The sequence below is a fragment of the Christiangramia marina genome (assembly GCF_048285865.1).
Taxonomy (GTDB): Bacteria; Bacteroidota; Bacteroidia; order Flavobacteriales; family Flavobacteriaceae; genus Christiangramia; species Christiangramia marina.
The window spans coordinates 46956-51697 of the sequence record NZ_JBLVTK010000002.1; the positions used below are offsets into that span (position 1 = coordinate 46956).

5 protein-coding genes are annotated in these 4742 nt (G+C 33.3%); 2 read left to right on the top strand and 3 right to left on the bottom strand.

The window, feature by feature from the left end; genetic code table 11:
- Both ACNKXS_RS06700 and ACNKXS_RS06705 read right to left on the bottom strand, forming a co-directional pair.
- Positions 1-714, bottom strand: a 714-nt coding sequence (locus ACNKXS_RS06700) for a hypothetical protein (protein ID WP_417920190.1), incomplete at its 3' end; no start/stop codon positions are given.
- A 96-nt stretch (positions 715-810) separates the two neighbouring features.
- Entirely contained in the window at positions 811-1092 is a 282-nt protein-coding gene (locus ACNKXS_RS06705) for an EF-hand domain-containing protein (RefSeq protein ID WP_417920191.1), read from the bottom strand.
- Between the two features lie 197 nt (positions 1093-1289).
- Here ACNKXS_RS06705 and ACNKXS_RS06710 point away from each other — a divergent pair, with 197 nt between their 5' ends.
- Together ACNKXS_RS06710 and ACNKXS_RS06715 are read left to right on the top strand one after the other, a co-directional pair.
- A complete protein-coding gene (locus tag ACNKXS_RS06710) occupies positions 1290-2303 on the top strand; it encodes a sensor histidine kinase (RefSeq protein WP_417920192.1) in 1014 nt (337 codons plus the stop codon).
- On the top strand, positions 2300-2986 hold the full coding sequence (locus tag ACNKXS_RS06715) for a LytR/AlgR family response regulator transcription factor (protein WP_417920193.1): 687 nt from the start codon (positions 2300-2302) through the stop codon (positions 2984-2986). Before ACNKXS_RS06710 ends, ACNKXS_RS06715 begins: the two co-directional genes overlap by 4 nt.
- 288 nt (positions 2987-3274) lie before the next feature.
- Here the strand turns inward: ACNKXS_RS06715 and ACNKXS_RS06720 are convergent, their stop codons facing one another.
- Complete coding sequence (locus tag ACNKXS_RS06720; protein WP_417920194.1) at positions 3275-4390, bottom strand: DUF2914 domain-containing protein; 1116 nt, start codon at positions 4388-4390, stop codon at positions 3275-3277.
- Between the last annotated feature and the right edge of the window lie 352 nt (positions 4391-4742).

Sequence of the window (4742 nt, forward strand, 5' to 3'; positions counted from 1 at the left end):
GGCCAATAAGGCTGTTTTTGCCCGTAAAGCTTTAATTATATCAGTCTGTATTTTTGTTTGCAGTAATTGGTCAATTACACTGTTCTGATAATCCATACTGTTGAGTAAACTATAGTAATCTGAGCTTTTACCATGGTTTTTTATTTCCTTATATCTAATATCATCTGGTAACATATCTACTAATGAAATGTGCTTCTCCAATACCGGTTTTAACCGGTTATCTACAATATTCCTAATCTTAATTTCCTGTTCTTCGAATGATTTTAAATGCGAGGGATATTGGGCAATCAATTCAGTTAGCGACTCATTTTCTATAAACTGAAATTTATTGGTGTTATTAATCGAACTTAATGCTTCACTCCTCAAATTCGAATTCCTGAATTTTAGCTGAATTATAAGTTCCTTTGATTCAACACTTAGTTGATGGTTCTGTAGACCGACTAATTTTAGTGATTTTTCCAACGAAAGAGTATTATTGCGATACCTAACCAAGGCACTATCTAATACATTTAAATTAGTGTTCAATTCTTCGTACAGACTTTCATAGATTTTCTCCTGAACGATTTGATTCTTTCTAATTTCATTTTGATCGTTGATTTTCCAGGCTATTAGAATTCCAAAAACTATTAATAGAATTTCTCCCAGTGCATAAACCAAGTAATTTCTAATCTTTCCTGAAATCACTAATTTCTTTCTTATGCTTCTGAAAATCATTTTTGAATTCTGATTGTTGTTAATGGTCCGATCTGTTTGAAAAGCTTCGTATTACTTACGAAGCTTTTGGCTAATTCAAACAAACCTTAAACACTTCTAGTTCCTCTGTTTTTTTCCGTCTGGTTTTGGAGCCTTTTTAAATTCTTCTTCAGAAATGAAACGATCATCATTGGTATCGACCTTGTCAAAAACCTTCTTTAGCGGTCCTTTAACTTCCTTTTTGGCTAGTTTTCCATCCTCATTGGTATCCATTTTTTCCAATAATTCAGCGAAGGTTGGACGCTCTTTTCTTTCTTTTCCTTGCTGCGCCTGAGTAGTTGAAAAGATTACTGAGCCAACGATAAATAAAAATGCTAGAATTCCTTTTTTAACTTTCATCTTTAAAAATTTTTATATTAATAATCATTATTATCAATACAAAGTTGTGGAATAAGAACAAGCAGAAATTCAATATTCAATGAATGGCTGGAACTTTTCAGTGAGTTCCTGATATTATACAGTAAATAGTAATATACAGTGACCCAGAACACCTAATTTCAATACTTTGCTGAAATATTATTGCCTTAATTTGTAGTATGCATTTATTAAAAAGATACTTATACCAGGTGCTTTTGTGGCTTGTAGTATGGAGCCTACTCTGGGTCGTTGGGAATACAAATTCAGGATTTCTTGCAGATAACGGGGCTGCTATCATTCTTCAGCAATTATTGCTTTTTGCATTAATCTATTACACGGCACCCCTTTTACTAATTAAAAAGAAGTATATATTATTTTTTGCAATTACAATTCCGGCAATCATCCTGACTGCCTTTATCGCATCACAGTTTGGGCCAACACCTCCTAGCGGCCGACCTAAGTTTGGCAGTCCGGATAGACCTCCCATAAACGTTCCTCCACGGTTTCTTATTCATCTCTTAATAATGACGATCTCCAGCGTAACCGCTATACTGCTTGAAACATTTGTTTACGCTCAACAAAATGAGAAAAGCGCAGCTTTGATTAAAGCCGAATTAAAGGAAAGTGAGTTAAGGTTCCTGAAAATGCAGATCAATCCACATTTTTTATTCAATGCTCTGAATAATATCTATGCACTCTCTGTAATCAATTCTGAAAAAACCCAGGAAAGTATTGGCAACCTTTCTGAAATGTTGAGATATGTTATATATGATTGCGAACAGCCGAAAGTTCCTTTAAAAAAGGAATTGGAATATATCGCCAATTATATAGAATCCTTCAAATTGAAAAGCAGTAAATATTTTGATATCTCGTTTTCTAAAAATATAGAAGATGATATGATTTTGGTGGCACCTATGTTATTTGTTCCATATATTGAAAACGCCTTTAAACACAGTGGGATCGAAAAAGGCGATGATAATTTTGTTCATATTTTACTTACACAAAATAAATTTGATTTAGAATTTGTAGTTGAAAATAGTCTGTCTTACAAGCCTGCGTCGGTAGATTCTCAGGGAGGTATTGGGCTTCAAAATGTCGAAAAGCGACTAAAGTTGCTATATCCTGAAAAACATAAATTAAATATTTCAAAAACTACCATATTCAAGGTTTCTTTAAAACTATCCCTTCTATGAGATCACTGAATTGTATCATCATTGATGATGAAGAACTGGCAAGAAAATTACTGGAAACCTATGCCAAAAAACTAGAAGATTTAAACTGCCTGAAAACATTTGAAAATCCATTGGCAGCATTGTCGTTTATTAAATCGAACTCCGTTGATCTAATATTTCTCGACATTCAAATGCCAGAGTTGAAAGGAACCGATTTTGCTGAACTCATTCAAAAATCAGGAATTCAAATAATTTTCACTACCGCTTATTCTGAGTATGCGCTGAAGGGCTTTGAGCTTAGTGCCCTGGATTATTTGCTTAAACCCATTACTTTTAAAAGGTTTGTAGATGCCGTTGAAAAATATCCCACCAATAAGTCTGAAGTTCTAGAAAGTATGGTTGTCAAATCCGGTTATGATTTGTATAAAATCCTATTTAAGGATATTATTCATATTGAAAGTGACAGCGAATATGTTCATTATTATCTGGAGAATAATAAAAAAATAATGGCTCATCAATCTTTGACCAAATTAATATCTGTGCTGCCAGATTACTTTCTCAGGGTGCACCGATCAAATATCATAAATTCCAAAAAAGTAACCGGAATGAAAGGCAGAGATCTAATGCTATCTGAATTTATCATCAGCGTAAGTGACACTTATTATGAGACGGTAAAGAATAGAATTTTTAATCAAAGTTCTTGAAAATTATATTTTAAACTTCTTCTATTTTTGAATTGGAATTGTTCGTGCTAATGAAAATTTAAATTCAGGTGATTTCACCAACAAATAACACAAATAAAAATGGGGAGTTTTTTATTGCTATTTTTTGTTTTAATTTCTTGTTCTTTTTTGTACTTCGCAATATTTCCCGGCAATAGCAAGGGCGAATAGATATTTAAAGGATAATTTCTTCAGCTATAATAAATGAAATGAAAGTTTAAATTAGCTATTATTTATAAGTACGAAAACGTCATTTTCAAGGAACGGTTTTCAAAATATTTTCTTTACCATTCCGCTTTTAGGAAGTTCAGAAGTATTTGTAATGACAAAATCCACAACACCTAGTACAAGTTCCTCTTCTGTAATCACATCAACTTTCCATTTACCTTCTCTAAGGTTGCTTTTATAGGTATATCCTCGGAATCCACCATCACGCCCACCGGCAACTTCAAAGCCAAGGTCATCAGTGACCTGCCATGTTTCGGTTTCAGGATCATAATGTTGCCACCTATGAAAAATGGGCTTTTTTAAATCTGTAGGTGCAAAAACCGAAGTAAACACATAAACTCTTTGACCCGTCGCACGATGAAATGTCGTGTGATGTTTACGCCAGAATATATACCATGGATTCTTCTCGTAAGTGATGATGTATTCATTATCTATTTTTCGCACATCATGTGCCACCAACCCGGTATCCATAGCCAGCGGCACTGGTGGAATAAGATTAAAATAGTAAAAAACATTAATTGTGATATAAATAGAAAGGATAAGACCGATCAGTTTTTTCAGACTTATCTCAGCTCTGGTGCCCGAGCTTGAACCGTAAATAAACATGATGAGTGCCAGCGTACACCCCAGACTTACAAGTCCCGAAATGATAAAAATAAAGGTATTCATCTCCCTGATCAGCGTGGGAATCATGAAGGCAAAAAAGATAAAACTTATAAAAAAATATACACTAAACTGAAGGTATTTATTAGAGATTTTCTTTTTGAGAAATTCGTTTGCAAATAAGAGCAAAACCAGCAATATGAAAAAAAACATAGTTTTTGACAGGGAAACACTTCTGAAAAAATAGATAACAAATGCACTTGAAAGTGCACCAAAGAAAAACTGTATAGCTAGCGGAAAGTATTCGGAATAACGCCTGATCAATGTACCTTCCCACTTTTCCTCATTCACTACATTATATAAATAAAGAGTGATAGTAACCAAGGTCAAATGCGAGCAAAGTACCAACGTATCATAAACACGATCTATTCGCCCCAAGGTCAAGGTATCAAAGATAAAACCACCCATAAAAAAAAGAATGGGTGCGTACTTTTGATTGCGAGCAATATACCTTCCAAATGCACTTTTTCTATATCTTACTAAAGCTCTTTTCATAATATGTTCAGTAGCGGCAAATTTAGCGTAAAAACTCTATCAGATTATTTGCTTTGAATTTAATGGCAGTTAGTCTAATTATTTTCAGGAATATTTTTTGCACTTAATTTTCAAGTAAGAATATAAAATGATCTAAAATAGATTAATTGAACTCTGCGAGCCATGATTTTTATAGAGTTCGTTTTTACTATTGTAATTTATAGTCTCTAAATACTAAATTCAGTAAATTCCTGTATCATGCCTATTCTTCAAAAATCTTAGGCTTTTATACAAAAAGAGGTGCCAAATACAGGCACCTCTTTTCCACTTAGTAAACCAAACAATCTAAGTATAAACATTCATTTATTTTCTA

Coding starts and splice junctions, on each gene's coding strand:
- ACNKXS_RS06705 (WP_417920191.1), bottom strand. CDS start 1,092: ATGAAAGTTAAAAAAGGAATTCTAGCATTTTTATTTATCGTTGGCTCA.
- ACNKXS_RS06710 (WP_417920192.1), top strand. CDS start 1,290: ATGCATTTATTAAAAAGATACTTATACCAGGTGCTTTTGTGGCTTGTA.
- ACNKXS_RS06715 (WP_417920193.1), top strand. CDS start 2,300: ATGAGATCACTGAATTGTATCATCATTGATGATGAAGAACTGGCAAGA.
- ACNKXS_RS06720 (WP_417920194.1), bottom strand. CDS start 4,390: ATGAAAAGAGCTTTAGTAAGATATAGAAAAAGTGCATTTGGAAGGTAT.